General features: G+C 67.0%; 19 protein-coding genes. 12 read left to right on the top strand and 7 right to left on the bottom strand.

Features of this window, described 5'->3' with window-relative positions:
- Complete coding sequence (locus tag QSJ34_RS10635) at positions 1 to 327, bottom strand: sll1863 family stress response protein (RefSeq protein ID WP_285574952.1); 327 nt, start codon at positions 325 to 327, stop codon at positions 1 to 3.
- Positions 328 to 548: 221 nt separating this feature from the next.
- Positions 549 to 2,165 carry a sigma-54 interaction domain-containing protein gene (locus QSJ34_RS10630; RefSeq protein ID WP_285574949.1) on the bottom strand — a complete coding sequence of 539 codons (1,617 nt, stop codon included), beginning with the start codon at positions 2,163 to 2,165 and terminating at the stop codon, positions 549 to 551.
- 363 nt (positions 2,166 to 2,528) lie between these two features.
- Between QSJ34_RS10630 and QSJ34_RS10625 the strand changes: the two genes are divergently transcribed.
- From QSJ34_RS10625 to QSJ34_RS10610, 4 genes are read left to right on the top strand one after another with little or no spacing between them, the layout of a single operon-like run.
- On the top strand, positions 2,529 to 3,311 hold the full coding sequence (locus tag QSJ34_RS10625; RefSeq protein WP_285574946.1) for a 4Fe-4S dicluster domain-containing protein: 783 nt from the start codon (positions 2,529 to 2,531) through the stop codon (positions 3,309 to 3,311).
- The gene (gene nrfD / locus QSJ34_RS10620) at positions 3,308 to 4,513 is read left to right on the top strand and encodes an NrfD/PsrC family molybdoenzyme membrane anchor subunit (protein WP_285574944.1); all 1,206 of its coding nucleotides are present in this window, start codon (positions 3,308 to 3,310) and stop codon (positions 4,511 to 4,513) included. Before QSJ34_RS10625 ends, nrfD begins: the two co-directional genes overlap by 4 nt.
- 39 nt (positions 4,514 to 4,552) lie before the next feature.
- Positions 4,553 to 4,711, top strand: a complete 159-nt coding sequence (locus QSJ34_RS10615) for a hypothetical protein (RefSeq protein ID WP_285574941.1) — start codon at positions 4,553 to 4,555, stop codon at positions 4,709 to 4,711.
- 11 nt (positions 4,712 to 4,722) lie between these two features.
- A complete protein-coding gene (locus QSJ34_RS10610; RefSeq protein WP_285574939.1) occupies positions 4,723 to 4,887 on the top strand; it encodes a hypothetical protein in 165 nt (54 codons plus the stop codon).
- A 9-nt stretch (positions 4,888 to 4,896) separates the two neighbouring features.
- On the opposite strand, the gene QSJ34_RS10605 is transcribed toward QSJ34_RS10610, so the two are convergent.
- From QSJ34_RS10605 to QSJ34_RS10595, 3 genes are read right to left on the bottom strand one after another with little or no spacing between them, the layout of a single operon-like run.
- Positions 4,897 to 5,778: an EamA family transporter gene (locus QSJ34_RS10605; protein WP_285574936.1), complete on the bottom strand. Its 882-nt coding sequence runs from the start codon at positions 5,776 to 5,778 to the stop codon at positions 4,897 to 4,899.
- On the bottom strand, positions 5,778 to 6,116 hold the full coding sequence (locus tag QSJ34_RS10600) for an antibiotic biosynthesis monooxygenase family protein (RefSeq protein WP_285574933.1): 339 nt from the start codon (positions 6,114 to 6,116) through the stop codon (positions 5,778 to 5,780). The genes QSJ34_RS10605 and QSJ34_RS10600 overlap by 1 nt, the downstream gene beginning before the upstream one ends.
- Complete coding sequence (locus tag QSJ34_RS10595) at positions 6,113 to 6,616, bottom strand: Lrp/AsnC family transcriptional regulator (protein ID WP_285574930.1); 504 nt, start codon at positions 6,614 to 6,616, stop codon at positions 6,113 to 6,115. The genes QSJ34_RS10600 and QSJ34_RS10595 overlap by 4 nt, the downstream gene beginning before the upstream one ends.
- Before the next feature lie 117 nt (positions 6,617 to 6,733).
- Between QSJ34_RS10595 and kdsA the strand changes: the two genes are divergently transcribed.
- The 3 genes from kdsA to QSJ34_RS10580 are packed head-to-tail and all read left to right on the top strand — an operon-like array spanning position 6,734 to position 8,602.
- On the top strand, positions 6,734 to 7,564 hold the full coding sequence (kdsA, locus tag QSJ34_RS10590; protein WP_285574927.1) for a 3-deoxy-8-phosphooctulonate synthase: 831 nt from the start codon (positions 6,734 to 6,736) through the stop codon (positions 7,562 to 7,564).
- Positions 7,565 to 7,572: 8 nt separating this feature from the next.
- Positions 7,573 to 8,121 (top strand): GNAT family N-acetyltransferase, encoded by a 549-nt coding sequence (locus QSJ34_RS10585; protein ID WP_285574922.1) that lies wholly within the window; start codon positions 7,573 to 7,575, stop codon positions 8,119 to 8,121.
- Positions 8,122 to 8,152: 31 nt separating this feature from the next.
- Positions 8,153 to 8,602, top strand: a complete 450-nt coding sequence (locus tag QSJ34_RS10580) for a hypothetical protein (protein ID WP_285574919.1) — start codon at positions 8,153 to 8,155, stop codon at positions 8,600 to 8,602.
- Between the two features lie 119 nt (positions 8,603 to 8,721).
- On the opposite strand, the gene QSJ34_RS10575 is transcribed toward QSJ34_RS10580, so the two are convergent.
- Positions 8,722 to 9,582 carry a bifunctional 5,10-methylenetetrahydrofolate dehydrogenase/5,10-methenyltetrahydrofolate cyclohydrolase gene (locus tag QSJ34_RS10575; protein ID WP_285574917.1) on the bottom strand — a complete coding sequence of 287 codons (861 nt, stop codon included), beginning with the start codon at positions 9,580 to 9,582 and terminating at the stop codon, positions 8,722 to 8,724.
- A 71-nt stretch (positions 9,583 to 9,653) separates the two neighbouring features.
- Here QSJ34_RS10575 and nth point away from each other — a divergent pair, with 71 nt between their 5' ends.
- Both nth and QSJ34_RS10565 read left to right on the top strand, forming a co-directional pair.
- Entirely contained in the window at positions 9,654 to 11,195 is a 1,542-nt protein-coding gene (nth, locus tag QSJ34_RS10570; protein WP_285574914.1) for an endonuclease III, read from the top strand.
- 78 nt (positions 11,196 to 11,273) lie between these two features.
- Complete coding sequence (locus tag QSJ34_RS10565) at positions 11,274 to 12,317, top strand: TlpA family protein disulfide reductase (protein WP_285574911.1); 1,044 nt, start codon at positions 11,274 to 11,276, stop codon at positions 12,315 to 12,317.
- An 85-nt stretch (positions 12,318 to 12,402) separates the two neighbouring features.
- Here QSJ34_RS10565 and QSJ34_RS10560 read toward each other — a convergent pair whose 3' ends face one another.
- Complete coding sequence (locus tag QSJ34_RS10560; RefSeq protein WP_285574908.1) at positions 12,403 to 14,067, bottom strand: protein-disulfide reductase DsbD family protein; 1,665 nt, start codon at positions 14,065 to 14,067, stop codon at positions 12,403 to 12,405.
- Between the two features lie 192 nt (positions 14,068 to 14,259).
- Between QSJ34_RS10560 and QSJ34_RS10555 the strand changes: the two genes are divergently transcribed.
- From QSJ34_RS10555 to QSJ34_RS10545, 3 genes are read left to right on the top strand one after another with little or no spacing between them, the layout of a single operon-like run.
- Positions 14,260 to 14,925: an HD domain-containing protein gene (locus tag QSJ34_RS10555; RefSeq protein WP_285574906.1), complete on the top strand. Its 666-nt coding sequence runs from the start codon at positions 14,260 to 14,262 to the stop codon at positions 14,923 to 14,925.
- 15 nt (positions 14,926 to 14,940) lie between these two features.
- A complete protein-coding gene (locus tag QSJ34_RS10550) occupies positions 14,941 to 15,291 on the top strand; it encodes a 6-carboxytetrahydropterin synthase (protein WP_285574903.1) in 351 nt (116 codons plus the stop codon).
- A complete protein-coding gene (locus QSJ34_RS10545; protein ID WP_285574900.1) occupies positions 15,288 to 16,880 on the top strand; it encodes a polysaccharide deacetylase family protein in 1,593 nt (530 codons plus the stop codon). Before QSJ34_RS10550 ends, QSJ34_RS10545 begins: the two co-directional genes overlap by 4 nt.
- The last annotated feature ends 107 nt before the right edge of the window (positions 16,881 to 16,987 follow it).

Below are 16,987 nucleotides of genomic sequence, written 5' to 3'. Positions count from 1 at the left end.
TCAAAAGCTGGCCCGGATCTTCTGGAACGAAGCCCGGACGGCCCGCCAGACCGCTTCGATCTGCGCCTTCTCGGATTCCCACTCGGTGTCGGCGGCATGCTTCAACCGCAGGAGCTGGACGCTGGCGGCGTTCCGTTGAAGCTGCAGTTCGTCCGTGAGGTGGTCGAGCTCCACCTGGACCTGCGGCGCCGACCTCCGCGCATGGGCACGGCACTGGCCGATGAGGGCGGTCCATTCGGCCAACTGGGCTTCGAACCGTTCGAGTTCCATCCTTCGTGTCGATGCAGATGCGACGCCGATGGAAGGCGCCATTTCGTGAGCGCGCATGGGCGGTTCCTTTGATCGGGCTGCGGATCGTTCCAGCCGGGTTCCTCGATGTCCAGGTGTTGAAGACTTCAATTCACGTGCCAAGCTGAACCGCGCGACGCGTAGCGCCCTATGTCTTTTAAAAAGGAATCTTGGAAGCCCGCGGCCCCTCGCTGCGGCTTCGAGGTGCGGGCCCAACCGCCGCGTCATGAGGCGGAATCGTCAAATGTGACGGATGGCCCTCAGGGCCGGCGGATGCCTTCCTTCCGCATGCGCCCACGCAGGGTGCTCGGATTGATGCCGAGGATGTGGGCCGCGCCCTTGTCGCCTTCGATCCGCCAATTGGTGCGGTTCAGTACCTCGCTGATGTAGTCGCGTTCCAGATCGATCAGGGGTTTCGCCTCATCTGCCGCCCGGACCGGGACGGCCGTCTCGAAATGATCCAGCACCTGCAGCGTCGCGCCGGGCGAGATGATCGCGGCCCTTTCGATCACGCTTTCCAGTTCGCGGACATTCCCAGGCCAGGCGTGGGCCATGAGGCGGCCCATGGTCTCGTTCGTGACGTGGCGCAGGCTCTTGCCCAGCTTGCGGTTGAATTTCTCCAGGAAATACTCCACGAGCAGCGGGATGTCCTCCTTGCGATCGCGCAGCGGAGGCAGGGTGATGGGGAAGATATTCAGACGATAGAACAGGTCCTCCCGGAAGCGCCCCAGGCGGATCTCCTCGTAGAGGTCACGATTGGTGGCGGCGATGATGCGGACGTCCACCTTCACGGTTCTCGAACTGCCCAGCCGGCTGAACTCGCCCTCCTGGATGACCTGCAGCAGCTTGGACTGGAGTTCGAAGGGCAGGTCGCCGATCTCGTCCAGCAGGATGGTGCCCTTGTCGGCCATCTCGAAGCGGCCCAGCTGCTGGGCGCTGGCGCCCGTGAAGGCGCCCTTCTCACGGCCGAACAGTTCGCTTTCGATGAGGCTGGCGGGAAGCGCCGTGCAGTTGACCACGACGAGCGGCCGGTGCTTCCGCAGGCTGCGGTTGTGGATCGCGCGCGCCACCAGCCCCTTGCCGGTGCCCGTCTCCCCCAGCAGCAGCACCGTCGAATCCTGCGGGGCCACGGCTTCCACGCGGAAGAAGACGTTCTCCAGGCAGCGGCTCTGCCCGATCACCTCGCCGAAATGGTAGGTGTGGTTGGTCTCGTGGAAGGGATAGATGTCGGCGGACCGGATGCGGTCCTTCAGGGCCTGGAGTTCCACCTTGGCCCGGTGCAGGTCGTTCTCCGCCTGCCGCCGCAGGGCCTGCTCCTGCGAAAGCAGATGATCGGCGCCGGCCTGCTTCGTGAAAGCTGCGGCCTGATTCGAGCTCAGCTGTTCGCCCCAGGTGATGTCGGAGTGGATGCCGACGGCGCCGATGATCCGGCCCTTCGCCAGGATGGGCGCCGCCGTGATGCGCAGCGTGATCTCTTCGCCCGTTTCCGCGTGGATGGCCAGCACCACTTCGGTGACCGACTCGCCTTTGAGCGCGCGCGTGAGTGGGCGCTCGTCCTCGCGGAGCGGAAGCAGGTTCTTTGGCCAGCGGAGGAGGAAGCCCTCTCCCTTCCTTCCATACTTGTTGCGCAGCTCGTTGAGCGACGCCACGCCGAGCATGCGTACCGCGGCGCGGTTGCAGCGCGTGATGCCGTCCCGCGTGAGGATGAACACGGCGTTCGGCGTCGTGTTCAGGATCGCGTTCATCTCCGTACGCTTCAGGAGCAGCGTGGAGACGTGCGCCGCGAACGTCGTGCGCTTCTTGATCTTGATGGAATCGCGGCGGATGCCAATCTCGTCGCCGCTGATTAATTGATTTTCGTAAGATTCTGTCCGCATAGGCATTAACGCCTCAAGACATCCGTTGATTACACAACGGTCATCTTTAAGTGTAGCGGTTTCGCGCGCGCGGAAATCCATACAAATCACAAAATTTTTGGACGCATGTGCACGGTCCTTTCGACGATGGCCGCGCGTTCACCCGTCGTATTTGACGGTTCTGCGCCATGGCGCGGTGGAAAGGATGGCGCGGCCTTCCGCGCTCTCCACAAATCACTGTCCAAGTCCATTTTTTGAAGCGGATAGTGAATCCGTTTTGAGCCGCGTGTCCTGGCATGCAACTTGACCAATGGGTTTTGCGTCGGACTTCGTTCCCTTGAAGTCTGCAGGATTTTTGACGCCCATCTCTGATTGGAACCTTCTATGGCGAAGAAGAAAGCCATGCTGATCGACGTCTCGCTCTGTGTGGGCTGCAACGCCTGCCAGGCCGGCTGCAAGGCGCAGAACGGGCAACCGCCGAACGAAGAAAAATTCCTGTCGTTGACGGCCTACACCGCGCTCAGCAAGTACAACGATCTGTACGTGCGCCGCATGTGCCAGCACTGTGACGTGCCCACCTGCGTGTCCGTGTGCCCCGTGGGGGCGCTGACCAAATCGGAGCTGGGACCCGTCTCCTACGACGGCGAGAAATGCATCGGCTGCCGGTACTGTCTCCAGGCCTGCCCCTTCCATGTGCCCAAGTACGAATGGAGCAGCACCAAGCCTTCCATTCGCAAGTGCACCTTCTGCGCGGCCAGGCTCGCAAAGGGCCAGCCGACGGCCTGTTCCGAGGCCTGCCCCACAGGGGCGACGACCTTCGGCGACCGCGATCAGTTGTTGATCGAAGCAGCCCGCCGCATCGGCGCCGAGCCGGGCAAGTACGTGCCGAAGATCTACGGCGAACAGGATGTCGGCGGCACCTCGATGCTGTTCATCAGCCCCGTTCCCTTCGAGCAGCTCGGCTTCGATTCGCGGCTGGGGAAAACGCCCATGCCCCTTCTGACGATGAGCGCCCTGTCCAAGGTGCCGAACGTGCTCTCCGTCGGCGGCGTGCTGCTGGCGGGCATCTGGTGGATCACGGACCGGCGCACCGAGGTGCAGGCCTACGAGGCGTCCGAGGCCTCGAAGAAAAAAGGCGCCGCGATCCAGCCCAAGGATGACGCATGAGACTCCCGAGACTCCCCCACGTCACCGGATGGCGCCCCATCGCCACCATCCTCATCCTGGCCGGAGCCCTGGCGGCCACGGCGCGGTTCACGCTCGGCCTCGGCGCCACCACCAACCTCAGCGACGCCTTCCCATGGGGCCTCTGGATCGGCTTCGACTTCCTCGGCATCGGACTCGCGGCCTCGGGTTTCACCATCGTCGCCGCCGTCCACCTCTTCCACGCCCACGAGTACGAACCCATCGTGCGACCGGCCATCCTCACGGCCTTCATCGGATACCTCCTGGTGGTCCTCGTGCTCATCATCGACCTCGGACGGCCCGACCACTTCTGGCATCCGCTGGTCATGTGGAACCCCCATTCCGTCATGTGCGAGATCAGCTGGTGCCTGATGCTCTACACGACCGTGCTCTCGCTGGAGTTCGCGCCCATCGTTTTGGAGAAGTTCAACATCCACTCGCCGATCAAATGGATCCATGCGGTGTCGCTGCCCTTCATGATCTTCGGCGTGCTCCTCTCCACCCTGCACCAGTCCTCCTTCGGATCGCTCTACCTGATCGTTCCGAACCGGTTGCACCCGCTTTGGTACACGCCGCTGCTGCCGGGCCTCTTCTTCATCTCGTGCATCGCCTCGGGTCTCTCGATGGTCACCCTGGAATCCCTCCTCTTCTCCAGGAATGGTCGCCCCTTCCTGCCCACGCATCTGCAAGCGAAGCTCGCCAAGATCGTCGCGCTGGCCCTGGCCGTCTACCTCGTCGTGCGGATCCAGGACCTCCTGTCACGGGGCACCCTGCACGAAATGATCACGCTGAGCTATTACAGCGTGGCCTTCTATGCGGAGCTCTCGATCGGCTTCCTGATCCCCTTCGCCATGCTGCTCTTCGAAAAGGTGCGCACCTCCCAGACCGGCCTCTACGTCGCGAGCCTGCTCGTCGTGCTGGGATTCGCCTTCAACCGCATGAACACGGCCATCACGGGCCTGGAGCACTACCCGAGCCAGACCTATTTCCCGTCGCTGATCGAAGTCTTCATCATGCTCGGCATCACTGCCATCGGCTTCTGCGCCTTCTCCTACATCGCCCAGTACCTGCCCGTCTTCAAGACCGCAGAACCCGAGCCGGCCCACCCGCAGGAGGAGGCCCCGAGCCGCGTGGAGGAGCCGCTGTTCGTGGCCTCGCAATGGGACGATCCGCGACCGTCCTGAACCATCACGCTTTCCATGCCGTACCCCAAGGAGGTGGACATGTTCGATCTCGCCAACTGGCACAACTCAGAAACCCTCATGCTGAACATCACCAACAGCGTCCTGGGGATCGTCACGATCCTGCTGATCGCCTGGATCTGCGGTGAGGCCATCTACGAGCACGTGATCCTGCACAAGAAAACGAACACGGATCAGTAGAGGGGGCTGCCATGACCGTTCTGCTCGTCTTATTCCTCTTCCTTGCCTTCGTCGGCACCGATCATGTCGTGCGTCTGGCCGCCCGGCGCGCGGCAGCCCGGGCCGCCCGGCCCAAGGTACCCGCCCGAACCACGGTTCCCTCCTACCCGGCACTTACCAAGCGCGCCGCCCACTGAGCGGGAAGGTCAGACGTCCGCGCCCTCCGGCGCGGAGGCCGCCGCTTTGGGTCTCAACTGCACCAGCGCCACCGCCGCCAAGATGACGGCCATGCCCAGGATTTCGCGGGGGCCGAAGGCCTCGTGCAGGATGAGGCTGCCCAGCAGCACGGCGACGAGGGGATTCAGGTAGGCGTACGTGCCCATCTTGGCGGGGGGCCAGGCCTTCGCCAGGTAGATGTAGGCGCTGAAGGCCAGGACCGATCCGAACAGCGCCAGGTAGAGGACGGCGAGCAGGGCCCGATGCGTGAGCGGGGCCCGCAGCAGGCCGCCCGTGAGCGGCGCCACCAGGAGGCCGATGAGGGCCGCCGTCGCCATCTGCAGACCCACGTTGGTGAGCAGGCCGCCGCCATGGATGTGGCGCTTGCCGTGCAGGGTGCCCCAGGACCAGATGAGCGGCGCGGCCACCATGGCGATGAGGCCGCCCGTGTGGATGCGCACGCCACCGCTGGGCCACACGAGCACGGCCACGCCCGCGAGGCCCAACGCGAGGCCCGCCCAGCCCTTGGGGCCGAGGGGTTCCTTGGTCGCCGAGAACACCGCCAGCCACAGGGGCACCAGGGCCCCCATCACGGCCACCAGCCCCGAGGAGACGTACAGCTCGGCCCAGGACACGAGCGGGTTCGAGCCGCCCAGCAACAGGGCACCGACCACCGCGATGTGGATCCACTCCCGCTTCGGCGGCCAGGGCTCGCGGCGCAGCCGGCCCAGGCCCAGGGCCAGCACGGCGGCCACCGTGAACCGCGCCGCGACCATGCCGTAGGGCGTGAAGGATTCCACGCCCATGGCGATGGCCATGTAGGTCGATCCCCACACGATGGCCACCGTGAGGTAGGCGATCCAGGCGAGCATCAGCGCAGGCCTTCTCGCGGCCCCATGAGGTGGGCGCGCTCCACGCGGCAGACGCGCACCTGGAAGGTCTCGTACCACTGCTCGCGCCCCAGTCGCTGGGCGGCGGCGTGCTCCGCCTGGGCCTTCCAGGCCGCGATGGAAGCCTCGTCCTTCCAGTAGGAGACGGTGATGCCGAAGCCTTCGGCATCCCGGGCGCTTTCCACGCCCAGGAAGCCCGGCTGGCGACGGGCCAGCTCCTCCATCCGATCCGCCATCGCCGCATAGCCGCGATCGCCATCGGTGCGCTGGCTGCTGAAGATGACGGCGTAGTAGGGCGGCTCCGGCGTCGGAGCGATCACTTCTTGACCTTCTTCACGCCGCTGTCGACCGGGAAGGGGCTCGGGCCGGCCTTCTCCCAGTGCGTTTCCAGCACCATGGTGGTGCGCGTGGTGACCATGGGGCCCAGCACGCGGATGCGACGCAGACGCTCGGCGATGCCCGCGGGCGTGTCGGCCACCACCTTCAACAGGAGGGCGTCCTCCCCGGCGATGGTGTGGGCCTCGAGGATGTCGGGTTCCTCTTCCAGGGCCTTGATGAAGCGCTGCTCGATGCCCTCGTTGTTGTCCTTGTAGCGCACCGCCACGAAGGCCACCGTGGGCTTGTTCACCGAGGCCGGCGTCACCCGGGCCGCATAGCCGCCCAGCACGCCGTCGGCCTCCAGACGCTTCACGCGGTCGATGATCGTGGGGCGGCTCACGCCCAGGCGTTCTGCCAGCTCCGCGTGGCTCATGCGCCCCTCCTGCTGGAGCAGCGCCACCAGGCGGCGGTTCAGATCGTCTTCCATCAGAAGCTTCGCCATAGCGGCTCCAGGCAAGGGTGGATCCCACCTCAGGTGAACATTATGACAGCGAGTCGGCTGCGATGGATGACAACCCGTCAATGGCCGTGCGGCGTTAAACTTGGGGCTGAGGTGGCCATGGACTTCGCCCGACCCTATACCGATCAGAGTTTCTTCCTCATCGCCGGGCCCTGCGTCATCGAGAGCCGGGAGCACGCCCTCATGATGGCCTCGGCCCTGCGGGACCTGGCCGAGGCGCGGGGCATCCCCTTCATCTACAAATCCAGCTTCGACAAGGCCAATCGCACCAGCGGCGGCAGCCATCGCGGGCCCGGCATGGAGGGCGGCCTGGACATCCTCGCCGAGGTGCGCAGCCGCTTCGGCGTGCCCGTGCTGACGGACGTCCACGAGAGCGACCAGTGCGTCCCGGCGGCCCAGGCCGTGGACGTGCTGCAGATCCCCGCCTTCCTCTGCCGCCAGACGGATCTGCTCATCGCCGCCGCCGGCACGGGCCGCACCGTGAACCTGAAGAAGGGCCAGTTCCTCGCGCCCTGGGACCTCAAGCACGGCGTGGAGAAGCTGAAATCCGTCTCCGGCCACGGCCCCGTGTGGGTGACCGAGCGCGGATCCAGCTTCGGCTACGGCAACCTGGTGGTGGATTTCCAGAGCTTCCCCCACCTGCGCAAGACCGGCTGCCCCGTCGTCTTCGACGCCACCCATAGCGTGCAGAAGCCCGGCGCCCTGGGCAACGCCACCGGCGGCGCCCGGGAGATGATCCCCACCCTGGCGCGGGCCGCGGCCACCTGCGTCGACGGCTTCTTCTTCGAAGTCCACGACTGCCCCGAGAAGGCCCACAGCGACGGCCCCAACGCCATGCGCCTGGAACAGTTCGGCGACCTGCTCGACCAGCTGCTCGTCCTGTGGCGCGCCGGCCGCGCCGCGGCCCTGCAGGACCCCGCCGGGAAATAGGGGGAACCGTGCCCGAAGTGTTGAAGGCCGGCCGCGGCCTGGAGCTGCGCCCGCTAAGCCCGGGCGACGCGAAGGCCCTCTATGCGTTGGTAGACGCGAACCGGGAGCGCCTGCGCCGCTGGCTGCCCTGGCCCGACGGCAATCGCAGCGCCGCCGATTCCCGCGCCTACATCCTGCGCATGCGGGCCCTCCGGGAGGCGGGGCTGGGCCAATCCTTCGGGCTCTGGTGGAAGGACCGGCTCGTGGGCGTGGCGGGCTTCAACTGGATCGACGGGGTCAACCTCAACGCCGCCATCGGCTACTGGCTGGCCCAGGAGGCCGAGGGCCAGGGCCTGATGAGCGCCGCCGTCGCGGCCCTGCTCAAACACGGTTTCCGCACCCTCGGCCTCCACCGCATCGAGATCCGCGCCGCCGTCCGCAACCGCCGCAGCCGAGCCATCCCCAAGCGCCTGGGCTTTCGCCACGAGGGCACCCTCCGTCAGGCCGAGCGTCTGGGGAGCCGCTACGTGGACCATGCGGTCTATGGCCTGCTGGCTTCGGAGTGGCGGGCCCGCTAAACCGCTCAAGGGCCCGGCCGGTAGCCCCTCCATGCGCCGCCTCCTGCCCCTCCTGTTGCTGCCGGTCCTGCCCCTGTCGGCCCAGTCGGCCTTCGTGTCGGTGATCCGCCAGCCCCACGCCACGGCGGCGGAATTCACCACGCCGGTCACCGAGATCGAGTTGAAGGATCCGGGCAGCCTCTCCCGCGTCCACCTCGGCGTCGGCCTGGGCCTGCGCCACTGGGACGACGGCACCGATGCTTTCCGTTTCATCGTGGATGCCAATGCCACGGCCGAGGACGTCTTCCTGGGCTTCGGCGCCGTCGCCGAGGCGCGCTCCGGCGACGGCGGCTACATCGGCCCCCGCCTGCGCGTGGGCTGGGCCTTCCACCCCAACTGGGCCCTCAGCCTCGAAGGCGAGCACCTGGAAAAGCCCTTCGCCGACGGCACGAGCCCCAAGCGCCACAGCGCCCTGGGCCTCGTGCTCACCGTGCGGTTCTAAAAGATCGTTAACCGCGAATGACGCGAATCGCCCTCCGGGCGCGCGAATGAAAACAAGAAGCCATCTTTTCATTCGCGCCCATTCGCGCCATTCGCGGTTTCATTTTTTAGCGGATTGCCTCAGCCCAACCCCGCCGCGTAGGTGAGGTTCAGCAGGGCCATGGCGCGGGTGACCTTGCCCACGCTGTTCTTGGTGGTGTCGGTGTAGGGGATGCCGCGGCGCTCGAGGGCCTCGTAGTCGAAGTTGCCATCGCCGCTGAGGTCGAAGCAGAGGGCGCCGTTCTTGATCCAGTTCGTGTTGATCTGGTAGCCCGGCGCGGGCACGGCGCTGACGATGACGTCGGCCATGCGCAGGAAGCCCTCGAGGTGATCCTTGTTGGTGGCCGCGTGGCAGAGGATGGGCGTGGCCTTGAGGTTGGCCACCATGGCCGTGAGCGGGCGGCCGATGCGCAGGCTGTCGTTGATGACGACGACGGTCTTGCCCGCCAGCCAGCCCTCGCCGAAGCCGCGCTTGAGCGTCTTCACGATGGCCCGCGCGGTGCAGGGCGTCATGCAGCGGTGCTGGGTGCCGTCGTCCATGCGCTTCCGGTACTTGTTCAGGAAGCCGATGTTGATGGCGTGCAGGCCCTCGATGTCCTTGCCCGGGTCCACCAGGTCCATGACCTCGTCGTCCTTGATTTCGGCGTAGCGCAGGGGATAGAAGATGAAGACGCCGTGGGTCTTCTCGTCCTGGTTCAGGCGCGCCACCAGCTTCACCATCTGCATGCCGTTTTCCACGCGCAGGTCCGCGGCGTTGATGCCCACGTCTTCGCAGTCCTTCATGAGCCAGCGCTGGTAGGTGACGCTGCCGGGATCCTCGCTGCCGAGGATGACGCCCAGGCCCGGGGCGAAGCCCAGCTTCTTGATGTTGGAACGGACCAGGTCCAGGTAGTGACGGGCGGTTTCCTGGCAATCGAGCTTCCCAGTCAACGTGGTGGGCATATTGCACCTCGATCCCTAGTCTATCGAATCCTGCGCTGCTCATCGGCAGACGCCGCCTTTATGCTGATTCCATGAGCCCCGACAAGCCCAAGTCCGCGCCGAAGCCGACACCCAAATCCCGAGAGCTCCAGGCCCGGCTCCGGGCCGCCTACCCCGATGCCCGCTGCGCCCTCGACCACATGGATCCCTTCCAGCTGGTGGTGGCCACCATCCTCAGCGCCCAGTGCACGGACGCCCGCGTGAACCTCACGACGCCCGCGCTCTTCGCGCGCTTTCCCGATGCGAAGAGCCTCGCCGCGGGCCGTCTGGATGAGATCGAGGCCCTCATCAAGTCCACGGGCTTCTTCCGCAACAAGGCCAAGAACCTGCTCGGCCTCGGCCAGGCCCTGATGGCGCGCCACGGCGGCCAGGTGCCTTCGGATCCCGACGAATTGGGCGCGCTGCCGGGCGTCGGCCAGAAGACCGCCAACGTCGTGCTGGCCAACGCCTTCGGCGTGCCGGCCCTGGCGGTGGACACCCACATCTTCCGCGTGGCGCGCCGGCTCGGCCTTTCGAAGGCCACGACGCCCGAGAAGGTGGAAGCCGACCTCTGCCGCGCCTTCCCCCGCGAGGACTGGATCGAGCTGCACCACCAGCTCATCTTCCATGGCCGCCGCGTCTGCGACGCGCGCCGCCCGGACTGCGCCGCCTGTCCGCTGCTGGACCTCTGCCCCACGGGCCTCGGCAAGATCAAGGATCCGCACCTGGGCGTCAAGCTCCTGGTCCCCGACCGCCCAGAGGCGCTCGTGTTGACGGGCGCCTCGAGCCTTCGCCCTCAGGCTTTGCCTGCGGGCGAAGAGGGGGCCCGGGGGGACTTCGCGAGTGAAGCGAGCAGGCGGTCCCCCCGGAACATGTCAACCCCGCAGCGCATCGTCAGCCTCGTGCCTTCGGTGACAGAGCTGCTCGTCCAGTGGGGCCTCGGCGCCCGGCTGGTGGGCCGCACCCGTTACTGCATCGAACCCCGCTGGATCCGCAACAGTGTGCCCACCGTGGGCGGCACCAAGGATCCCGACCTGGCGCGCATCCGCGACCTGGCGCCGGATCTCGTGATCCTCGAACGCGACGAGAACCCCAAGGCCGTGGCCGAAGCCCTCACGGCCCTGGGCCTCCCCTGGATGGCGCTGGAGATCCGCACGGTGAAAGAGGCCGTCGCGGGCCTGCGCGAGCTGGGCGAACGGTTGGGCGTGGCGGACCAGGCCGAGGGCCGTGCCAAGGCCCTGGAGGCCATGCTGAAGGGCCGCAAGCGCAAGGGCCCGCGCACCCTCACGCTGATCTGGAAGGAGCCCTGGATGAGCGCCGGGCCCGATACCTACGTGGGCGACCTGATCCGGCACGGCGGGCTCACACCCATCGGCCCCGACCGCTATCCCACGCTGACGGATGAGGATCTCGCCGCGTTGAACCCGCAGATCATCCTGCTGCCCACGGAGCCCTACCGCTTCAACCGCCGCCACCAGACCGAGCTGCAGAAGCGCTTCCCCGACGCCAGGGTCGAGCTGGTGGATGGGCAGGCCCTGACCTGGTACCTCAGCCGCACCGAAGCGGGGCTGGAGCTGGTGAAGGACCTTTCCTGACCTGTCTCCTTCTGGAAGGGAAACATCGCCATCTGAGGTATCCTGTCCGCCGAGGTCTATCCGCCTCCTGGAGGATCCATGGCTTTGCCCCTGATGCTATTGATGCTGCCCGCGCTGCAGGCGCCCGCCAATCCCGCCCCGGCCAACGATGTCCAGGCCATCCTCGACGCGGCCCGCGCCAAGGCCAAGGCCGTGCAGGAGGCCCGCGCGGCCCACGTCAAGGCCGGCAAGAACCGCAAGGATTTCCGCGGCGACTGCGCCAAGGAGCTGGCGGATCTGAACGCTCGCCTCGCGCTCGAGAAGCGCCCCGAGGTCCGCCAGGCCCTGCTGGTGAGCAAGCTCTACCACCTGCAGCTCGCCAGGATCGAAGCCGACAAGGCCTTCCTCGAGCTCATCAAGAAAGAGGTGCCCGCCACCGCCACGGTCTGGAGCCTGGAGCCTTCGCTGATCCAGGCCCTCAGCGACGAATCCGCCCCGGGCTGGGGGCCCTACATGATCGAGGCCCGCGCCAAGCATCCCGACCCGGCCATCCGCCGCGACCTGCTCTTCGAGTACTTCTGGGACCGCGTCGACGCCAAGGATGAGGCCGCCTGGAAGCCTGCTTACGACACGCTGCAAGCCGAGTTCAAGGACACCAAGCAGGCCAAGATGGCCAAGGACATCCTCGAGAGCGAGCAGAAGACCGGCGTCGGCAAAGCCGCGCCCGCCTTCAGCGTGACCGCCCTCGGCGACCCCAAGACCACGTACACCCTGGACACCTTCAAGGGCCACTACCTGCTCCTCGATTTCTGGGCCACCTGGTGCGGCCCCTGCCGCGCGGAAATGCCCAGCCTGCACGCCGCCTGGGCCAAGTTCCACGGCAAGACCTTCGACATCCTCTCCCTGTCCTTCGACACCAAGGCGGAGCACATCGCGCCCTTCCGCGCCCAGGCCGCCACGCCCATGCCCTGGAAGCACGCCTACATCGAGGGCGGCTTCACCAACCCCCTCAGCGAAGCCTACGGCGTGAAGGGCATTCCCAAGCCCCTGCTCATCGGCCCCGACGGCAAGATCGTCGCCAGCGGCGCTCAGCTGCGCGGCGAGAACCTGGAGAAGACGCTGGCGAAGTTCCTCGGGAAGTAGTCCGAAACGGACTGAATTCGCGCTGCGAATTCAGATGAGGAAGGGGCCCGCAGTCGCGGGCCCCTTCTGCTTATTTGCCTTCCAGTTATTTGCCTTCCAGCCAGGCCTTCATCGACTCGGGCTTCTGGAAGCCCAGGATGCGGCGCAGTTCCTTGCCTTCGGCGTCCAGCAGGATCACGGTGGGGTAGCTGCGGATCTGCAGCTTCGCGGCGAGATCCTTCCGCTTGGCGTCCGTATCGATGCGGATGGCCACGGCGTTCTGGCCGATCCAACCCTTCACGCCCGCCTCGGGCCAGGTCTTCTCGTCCAGCTCCTTGCACTGCGCGCACCACTCCGCGTAGATGTCCACCAGCACGACCTTGTGCTCGGCCTTGGCCTTGGTGAGGGCGCCCTCGAGATCCTGCTCCATCCAGCCGCCGTGCTCCTCCTTGGCGGCAGCGGCCGCGCCGCCCCTGGGCAAGATCTGGATACCGAACGCCACCTCGTTTGCTCGGATCCAATGAAGGATGCTCAACACCAAGAGAAGAACTGCAAATCCCTTCCGGATCTGCGCCAGAAAATCCTCTGCCTTCTCGAACACTCCGAAAACAGCAGCGCCCACCAACTGGACGACACCCATCATTCCGAGCAAGGCCCATTCGGGAACGATAAGACGAATACTCCACACAGCAAAGCTCAGGATCACCAGACCCATGATTCGCTTGAAGCGCGTGAGCCACTCACCACTCTTGGGGAGTGCCGCGCTGAAAGTCCCGACCAAGAGGAACAACACACCCATGCCGAGTGCGAACACAAACAACTGAATCGCACCAAAGAGCACATCTCCTTGCTGGGCGATCCCCACCAGAACCGCGCCAATGACGGGGCCCACGCAGGGGGCCGAGAGGGGACCAAGCACGAGGCCCATGAGGAAGGCGCCACCGAGCCCTTTTCGAGATCCATCGCCCTGCAGTTTCATCGCGAGGCTGGGCGGCAGCGCAATTTCAAAAGCCCCAAAGAGTGAAAGCGAGAACGCAACGAACAATAGAGCCATCGGAATCAAGAAGGCTGGTTTTTGGGCGGCGGCACCAAATACGGCACCGCTCTTCGCTGCAATCACCCCCAGACTTGTGTAGGTGACGGCCATACCAAGCACCAACATTGTCGAAAGGACAAAACCCTTGGCCTTACCGCCTCCCTTGGCGCCAATGATGGCCATGGTGATGGGAATCATTGGGAACACGCAGGGCGTGAGCGAAGCGCCCATGCCCGCCAGGAAGACGAGGAGGAGGGAGAGCATCAACCCAGCGCGCGGCGCGGGCGCAGACGTGACCGTCTGCGCCACAGGAGAAGAGGGAGCGGCCGAAGACGCCGCCTCCACCTTGGGCACATCCCTCTCTTTTTCAACCGGAGAAACCGCAGGTTTCTCCGCCGGGGCGGCCCCAGAGGGGACTCCAGGGATATCGGAGGCCTTCACGTCCAGGGGTCGCGTCGTGGGCGGGTAGCAGACGCCGCCTTCGCCCTCGGTGCAGGGCTGGTAGGTCACCTGCAGGGTCACGGTGCCCGACAGGCCCTCGCCGCTGACGGGCACCTTTACCTGGCCGTGCCAGATGCCGTCGCCCAGCTCGTCCTGATCCGTGGTGGGCGGCAGCTTGCCCATCTTCAGGGTGCCGGGTCCCGCCTTCTTGGAGACGTCCATGAAGGCGGCCTTCAGGTGGGCGCCGGCGGGCACGCCGACGACCACGGCGCCCTTTTCGAAGCGGAGGGACACATCCTTCGCGGGATCGAAGCCTGGATCCGCCCGCTGGGCCCAGGCCGTGACCGCGAGGCCCAGGCTGAGGAAGAACGGGATGATGGCTCGCATGGGGCCTCCGGACCGGAATCCTCCAGTCTAACGCTCTCTCGTAAGGCGATGCATGCGTCCTCCCATGCGTCATCCAGGCGGAGCCGTTAGCCTGGATCGATGGTCCATGACTTCCCCTTCCCCTGGTTCGAACCGCTCCTGGCGCGGCTGCGCGCCCATCTGGCCGACGAGCCCTTCACCCGCGACGCGGCCCACGACCTGGGTCACATCCTGCGCACGGCCCGACTGGCCCAGCGGCTGGCCCGGGCCGAAGGCGCGGACGTGGAGGTCTGCGTGGCCGCGGCCCTGCTCCATGACCTGGTCTACCGCCCCAAGAACCACCCCGAATCGCCCCAGACGGCCCAGATGGCCGCCGAGCTCGTGCCCCTCTGGTGCCGCGAGACGCCGGGCTTGGAAAACCGCGCCGAGGCCGTGGCCTCGGCGGTGGAAAGCCACAGCTGGAGCGGGGGCGGCACGCCAGCCACCCTCGAAGCCGCCGTCGTGCAGGATGCGGACCGCCTGGAGGCCCTCGGCGCCATCGGCGTGGCGCGGGTCTTCGCCACCGGCGCCAGTTTCGGTGCGGGCCTCTGGCATCCGGAGGATCCCTGGGGAGAACGGCGCGAGCTCGATGACAAGACTTGGAGCCTCGATCACTTCGAACGCAAGCTGCTCAAGCTCGCCGCGGGCATGAAGACGACCGCCGGGCAGGGGAAGGCCGCCGACCGTCAGCGTGCCATGCTTGCCTACCTCTCGGCGCTTCGTGCCGAGCTCGACGCCGGGAACTGACGGCTATACTCAGCCATGCCCTTCACCCTGTCCCTTCGCCGCGCCTTCGTCGCCGATCACTTCCATGACCTGCCGGGCTTCCAGGAAGACCGCCACGGACACAACTGGGAGATCGAAGCCGCCGTGGAACTCGCGCGCGAAGCCGAGGAGGCGGCCTTCGCCGAGGCCCTGGATGCCTGGGTGGCCGGCGTCGACTACCGCCTGCTGAACGAGTTGCCCGAACTCGACGGGCGCAATCCCACCGCCGAAGCGCTCGCCGAATGGGCCATCCGCCATTTCCAGAACGCGGCGCTGCGGCCGGTCTGGGTGAAGATCCGCGAGAAGTCGAACTACTGGGCCCTCTGCAGCACCGGGGCCGCTCGATGAGAGCCCGCCACGCCGCGGCCCTGCTGCTGGCGTTGGCGGCCTGTGGACGCAACACCCCTCCCGAAGCGGCCTCGCGGCAGGCTTCCCCCGCGATCCCCGTGACCCGCGCCTGGAGCTGGCATCCCCTCGGCGGTCTGGCGGTCATCGAGGGCGAGGTGGGCGAAGCCACGGACCTTCTGTTGGAGGGCCGCTCCATCAAGGAGCGCCGCTTCGCCGAGGCGGGCCCCGTGCGCTGGGAATTCTTCCGCCCCCCCGAAGGCGAGGAGGCCGTGCTGCGCACCCTCGATGGCCGGGAACTGGCGCGGTTCACCTTCTCGCCCCAGCCCCCCTCGCGCTTCGCGCGCCGGCCCCAACCCGCGCCGGAACCTGAGCCGCATCCCTCACCGGCGCCCAGAGTCGCCCCCTCCGCACCCCAACCCCCCTCGCCGAGCGTGCGCTCCGAGGCCCGGCTGCACAGCCAGGCGATGCCTTCCATCCCCGAACGCAAAGCCCAGGCCCTGCCCACGCCAAGCCCTGCGCCCACGACGGAAGCGCCCGCGCCGAAAGCCCGTCTCGAAGCCTGGCTGCGCAAGCTCCTCTCCCTTTCCGGCTCCGAGGCTCCGGCGCCGAAAACCCGCGCCGAAGCGCGGCTTCGCAGCGCCCCGCCCACGGCGATTCCGGATCGCCAGCCCCTGCGGATGCCCAGCGTCTCCACGGCCCCCGAGATCACCGGACGGGCTGCGAATTCCACCCTGCCGGAATTGGCGCCACCCCCGGCCAAGGCCGCACCGGCCCCCTCGCCGTCTCTTCCCTTGGGCGCATCATCCCTTCCCGCAAGCGCATCCCCCCAGTGGCCGGGCATGGGCGAGGCGCTGAACCTGACGCGGGGCCCCGGCGGGCAGAAGCGCATCCTGCTGAGCTTCGATGGCGGCTCCAGCGCCGAGGTGGCCGCCGAGGTGCTCGACCTGCTGAAGGCGCGGGGCGTGCACACCACGCTCTTCCTCACGGGCGCCTTCATCGAACGCTATCCCGCCCTCGTCAGGCGCATGGCCGCCGAAGGGCACGAGCTGGGCAACCACACCATGCACCACCCCCACTTCGCGCCGGGCATGAAGCGCGATCCCCAGTGGACCCGAGAGCGCATCCAGCGCGAACTGCTGGATGCGGACGCGGCCCTGGTGCGCCTCCTGGGCCGGCCCATGGACCCCTTCTGGCGCGCGCCCTACGGCGAGCACACGCCCGAGATCCGCCGCTGGGCCGAGGAACTGGGCTACCGCCACGTGGGCTGGAGCGAGGGCGCCGACACCCTGGACTGGGCGACCCCCAAGGACCGCCGGCTCTACCGCACGGGCGATGCCATCGTGCAGCGGCTCCAGCAGCGGCTCGGCCGCGACGGCGACGGCCTCATCGTGCTCATGCACCTGGGCTCGGCGCGGGTCATGGGCGACCGCCCCACCGACGGCCTGGGCGCCTTCATGGACCGCGCACAGAAGGAGGGCTGGACCTTCGTCTCCGCCGGCACCATCCTGCGCGACCTCGGCAAACCCATCTGGGATCCCCACCAGCGCCTCGCCTGGCTGAACGGATCCGCCCCCGCTCGGTCCCGCTGAGATAGACACGAACGAGGGGGACCGCCGGACACTTCGCGTCCTCTGCGTCCCCCTCGTGCACCCCACGTGGTGCCCAGACCAAGTCCGGCCACCACGTCCGGTCCTGC

This window comes from Geothrix limicola, from assembly GCF_030268085.1.
Lineage (GTDB): Bacteria > Acidobacteriota > Holophagae > Holophagales > Holophagaceae > Geothrix > Geothrix limicola.
The sequence above is the reverse complement of the archived record's forward strand: the minus strand, read 5'-3'. Positions and strand labels throughout refer to the sequence as shown.

What these genes read in the sequence shown, in the direction of transcription:
- QSJ34_RS10610 (WP_285574939.1), top strand. Translation starts at nt 4,723, where the DNA reads ATGACCGTTCTGCTCGTCTTATTCCTCTTCCTTGCCTTCGTCGGCACC.
- QSJ34_RS10635 (WP_285574952.1), bottom strand. Translation starts at nt 327, where the DNA reads ATGCGCGCTCACGAAATGGCGCCTTCCATCGGCGTCGCATCTGCATCG.
- QSJ34_RS10615 (WP_285574941.1), top strand. Translation starts at nt 4,553, where the DNA reads ATGTTCGATCTCGCCAACTGGCACAACTCAGAAACCCTCATGCTGAAC.
- QSJ34_RS10550 (WP_285574903.1), top strand. Translation starts at nt 14,941, where the DNA reads ATGCCCTTCACCCTGTCCCTTCGCCGCGCCTTCGTCGCCGATCACTTC.
- kdsA (WP_285574927.1), top strand. Translation starts at nt 6,734, where the DNA reads ATGGACTTCGCCCGACCCTATACCGATCAGAGTTTCTTCCTCATCGCC.
- nth (WP_285574914.1), top strand. Translation starts at nt 9,654, where the DNA reads ATGAGCCCCGACAAGCCCAAGTCCGCGCCGAAGCCGACACCCAAATCC.
- QSJ34_RS10580 (WP_285574919.1), top strand. Translation starts at nt 8,153, where the DNA reads ATGCGCCGCCTCCTGCCCCTCCTGTTGCTGCCGGTCCTGCCCCTGTCG.
- nrfD (WP_285574944.1), top strand. Translation starts at nt 3,308, where the DNA reads ATGAGACTCCCGAGACTCCCCCACGTCACCGGATGGCGCCCCATCGCC.
- QSJ34_RS10595 (WP_285574930.1), bottom strand. Translation starts at nt 6,616, where the DNA reads ATGGCGAAGCTTCTGATGGAAGACGATCTGAACCGCCGCCTGGTGGCG.
- QSJ34_RS10630 (WP_285574949.1), bottom strand. Translation starts at nt 2,165, where the DNA reads ATGCGGACAGAATCTTACGAAAATCAATTAATCAGCGGCGACGAGATT.
- QSJ34_RS10545 (WP_285574900.1), top strand. Translation starts at nt 15,288, where the DNA reads ATGAGAGCCCGCCACGCCGCGGCCCTGCTGCTGGCGTTGGCGGCCTGT.
- QSJ34_RS10565 (WP_285574911.1), top strand. Translation starts at nt 11,274, where the DNA reads ATGGCTTTGCCCCTGATGCTATTGATGCTGCCCGCGCTGCAGGCGCCC.
- QSJ34_RS10605 (WP_285574936.1), bottom strand. Translation starts at nt 5,778, where the DNA reads ATGCTCGCCTGGATCGCCTACCTCACGGTGGCCATCGTGTGGGGATCG.
- QSJ34_RS10625 (WP_285574946.1), top strand. Translation starts at nt 2,529, where the DNA reads ATGGCGAAGAAGAAAGCCATGCTGATCGACGTCTCGCTCTGTGTGGGC.
- QSJ34_RS10575 (WP_285574917.1), bottom strand. Translation starts at nt 9,582, where the DNA reads ATGCCCACCACGTTGACTGGGAAGCTCGATTGCCAGGAAACCGCCCGT.
- QSJ34_RS10555 (WP_285574906.1), top strand. Translation starts at nt 14,260, where the DNA reads ATGGTCCATGACTTCCCCTTCCCCTGGTTCGAACCGCTCCTGGCGCGG.